This window comes from Streptomyces sp. KLMMK (genome assembly GCF_036961605.1).
Taxonomy (GTDB): Bacteria; Actinomycetota; Actinomycetes; order Streptomycetales; family Streptomycetaceae; genus Streptomyces; species Streptomyces telluris.
Genome location: NZ_JBAMDC010000544.1, coordinates 1 through 3,534 on the forward strand (window position 1 = coordinate 1; position 3,534 = coordinate 3,534).

General features: G+C 74.9%; 3 protein-coding genes. All 3 read right to left on the minus strand.

Annotated elements, in window-relative coordinates:
* Positions 1-345: 345 nt before the first annotated feature.
* Positions 346-1,320, minus strand: a complete 975-nt coding sequence (locus tag V7793_RS35250; RefSeq protein ID WP_336013765.1) for an acyl-ACP desaturase — start codon at positions 1,318-1,320, stop codon at positions 346-348.
* Positions 1,321-1,533: 213 nt separating this feature from the next.
* On the minus strand, positions 1,534-1,740 hold the full coding sequence (locus tag V7793_RS35255; RefSeq protein ID WP_443058063.1) for a hypothetical protein: 207 nt from the start codon (positions 1,738-1,740) through the stop codon (positions 1,534-1,536).
* A gap of 109 nt (positions 1,741-1,849) precedes the next feature.
* Positions 1,850-3,534 (minus strand): 4-alpha-glucanotransferase (gene malQ / locus V7793_RS35260; protein ID WP_336013767.1); only part of this gene is annotated, 1,685 nt, incomplete at its 5' end.

A 3,534-nucleotide genomic window follows, 5' to 3' on the forward strand; every position in this document is an offset into this window, starting at 1 on the left:
GCCGGCACGCTCTCGGCGGCGAGGCCCGCCTCACGGAATCCGCCACGGCGGCGATCAGCCGCATCGGTGTGGACCGGCGGCGCCGAGCCCGGCCGCGCCCCGTCCGGCACCGCCGGGCTGCGCCACGGTGGTCTCTCGCCGTCGCGGCGGGAGGAGACGCCGGAGCCTGCAAGCCCTGCGGCCCGCACTCCCGGGTCGTGAGGCCCGGCCTCACGGAATCCGCCGCGGCGGCGATCAGCCACAACGACGCAGACCGGCGGCGCCGGACCGGGCTCAACCGGGTCCGGCACCGCCGGTCACCGCCACGGCGCTGCTCGCCGTCGCGGCGGAAGGGGATCGCAGGCCTCAGGCCTGCTCCGCCCTCGCGGCGCGCCGCGCCAGCAGCGCGGCGCGGCGCTCGTCGAACTTCGTGGCCTGGTCGTCGAGGCCGTTCATGAACAGGCCCAGTTCCTCCTGGGCGCGCAGGCCCTCCGGGCCCAGGCCGGTGATCTCCAGGACCTTCAGGAAGCGCAGGACCGGCTCGAGGACGTCGTCGTGGTGGATGCGCAGGTTGTAGATCCCGCCGATCGCCATCTGCGCCGCGGCGCGCTCGAAGCCGGGGATGCCGTGGCCGGGCATCCGGAAGTTCACGACGACGTCGCGGACCGCCCCCATCGTCTGGTCCGGCGCGAGCTCGAACGCCTTCCCGAGCAGGTTGCGGTAGAAGACCATGTGGAGGTTCTCGTCCGTGGCGATGCGGGCGAGCATCCGGTCGCAGACGGGGTCGCCGGAGTGGCGGCCGGTGTTGCGGTGGGAGATGCGGGTGGCGAGCTCCTGGAAGGCGACGTAGGCCACCGAGTGCAGCATGCTGTGCCGGTTGTCGGACTCGAAGCCCTCGCTCATGTGCGCCATCCGGAACCGCTCCAGGGCGACGGGGTCGACGGCCCGCGAGGTCAGCAGGTAGTCCCGCATGACGATGCCGTGCCGGCCCTCCTCCGCCGTCCAGCGGTGCACCCACGTGCCCCAGGCGCCGTCGCGGCCGAAGAGCTGGGCGATCTCGTGGTGGTAGCTGGGGAGGTTGTCCTCGGTGAGGAGGTTGACCACGAGGGCGGTGCGCCCGATGTCGGTGACCTTGGACTGCTCGGGGGCCCAGGCCTCGCCGCCCATGACGCCGTCGAAGTCACGGCCGTCGCTCCAGGGCACGTACTCGTGCGGCATCCACTCCTTGGCGACCTTCAGGTGCCGGTTGAGCTCGGCCTCGACGACCTCTTCGAGGGCGTACAGCAGGCGGCTGTCGCTCCACACGGCCCGGGCGTGGTGGCGGAGGGGGGCGATGGTCACGGACAGCTCCAGGGGGGATGATCACACTTACGGTTCCGTAGGTTACGACACCGTAGGTTAAACGGCCCGTAAAGCGAAACCAGCCGCTCCGGAATGAGGCCGGGGACACACGCGGGGACGCATGCCGGGACCGCGCGGGAGAGCGCACGCAAAAAGCCCGGTGCCCCCGGTCCAGAAGGACCGGGGGCACCGGGCTGAAGAAGATCGAGCAGGCTAGCGCGTGCGCGGGTGGTGGGTGTCGACGGTGTGCGGGTTGTCCGAGTGCCTGGCGGCGACCATCGTGAGGCCGGCGATCACCAGGAAGAGGACGATCGGCGCGACGACGTAGAGGCCGAGCGTATTGATCATGCTCAGGCCCGGACCCGGGTCGTCACCGTCATCGCGGGTGAGCGCGAACGCGGGGGACGACATCAGCAGCATCAGCAGCGTGCCGGCCGAGATGGCACCGGCTCGCACGGCGTTCTTGTTCTTAGTGCTCACGGCCTCAAGATATCGGGAGCATAAGAGACCCGCGCGCCCGGGGGTGGGGCTACGGCCCGGCCGCCGCTCCCACCTCCGCCATCAGGGCCCGCAGCCGGGGCGAGGCCGCGAGCTCCTCCAGGGACAGCGGGCGCCCGTCGGGGCCGGCGACCGGCAGCCGCCAGTTCGGGTACTGGTCCCAGGTGCCGGGGAGGTTCTGCGGGCGGCGGTCCCCGACGGCGTCCGGCAGCCAGACGCCGATCAGGCGGGCGGGGGTGCGCAGCAGGTAGCGGTGGACGGCCAGGACGGCCGTCTCCTCGTCGCAGGGCCCCTCGGGCAGCAGGCCCAGCCGCCGGAAGAGCTCCAGCCACTCGCCCACCTCCCGCGCGTCCTCCTGCCGCTCCTCCTCCAGCGGGCGGGTGAGCAGCCCCAGCCGGTGGCGCAGGGCGACGTGGTCGCCGGTGAGCCGGGCGGCGGTGCTGGGCAGGTCGTGGGTGGTGGCGGTGGCCAGGCAGCCGGCGCGCCACTGCCCGGGCCGCAGCGGCGGCGCGGGCGCGGGCTCCCGCTCCTCGCCGTAGTCCCGCTCGAACCACAGCACCGACGTGCCGAGCACGCCGCGCTCGGCCAGCGCCTCGCGGACCCCCGGCTCGACGGTGCCCAGGTCCTCCCCCACGACCGCGGCCCCGGCCCGGTGGGCCTCCAGGGCGAGGACGCCGAGCATGGCCTCGGGGTCGTAGCGGACGTACGTGCCCCGGGTGGGCTCCGCGCCCTGCGGCACCCACCACAGGCGGAACAGGCCCATCACGTGGTCGATGCGCAGGCCGCCCGCGTGCCGCAGCAGGCCGCGCAGCAGCTCGCGGTAGGGGCGGTAGCCGCAGGCCTCCAGGGCGTCGGGGCGCCAGGGCGGCAGGCCCCAGTCCTGGCCGCGGGGGCTGAAGGCGTCGGGGGGCGCTCCGACGGACATGCCGGCGGCGAAGGCGTCCTGCTGCGCCCAGGTGTCCGCGCCCGAGGGGTGCACGCCGACGGCGAGGTCGTGGACGAGGCCGATGCGCATGCCGGCCGCCCTGGCGGTGCGCTGGGCGGCCGCGAGCTGCTCGTCGGTGAGCCAGGCGAGCCGGCTGTGGAAGTCGATGCGGTCGGCCAGGGCGGCGCGGGCGCGGGCGGTGTCCGCCGAACGGGGGTCGCGGAGCCCGCCGGGCCACGCGCGCCAGTCCGGCCCGTGTACTTCGGCGAGCGCGCACCAGGTGCTGTGGTCCTCCAGGGCGCGGCCCTGCTCGGCGCGGAAGGCCTCGTAGGCGGCGAGGCGGGCGGGGGCGGGCGGTACGGCGCGGACGAGCTCCAGGGCGCGCCGCTTGAGCTCCCAGACCGCGTCGCGGTCGATGAGCTCGCCCTTGTGGAGCACGGCGTCGCGCAGGGCGGCGGCCCGGGCGAGGAGCCGGGCGGCGCGCTCGCGCCGCTCGCCGGTGAGCATCCCGAACTCGGGCACGTCCTCGACGCGCAGGTGGACGGGGTCGGGGAAGCGGCGGGAGGAGGGCCGGTAGGGCGAGGGGTCGGTGGGGGCGCCGCCCGCGCCGGGCACGGCCGCGTGCAGGGGGTTGACCTGGACGAAGTCCGTGCCGAAGGTGCGGCCGGACCAGTCGGCGAGCGCGGCCAGGTCGCCGAGGTCGCCCATGCCCCAGGAGCGGGCGGAGAGCAGGGAGTAGAGCTGGACGAGGAAGCCGTGGCCGCGCCGGGGCGGGGCGGGCAGCCGGTCGG

Excerpts from the sequence above, each read along its gene's own strand:
- V7793_RS35255 (WP_443058063.1), bottom strand. The coding sequence starts at position 1,740 with ATGCTGCTGATGTCGTCCCCCGCGTTCGCGCTCACCCGCGATGACGGT.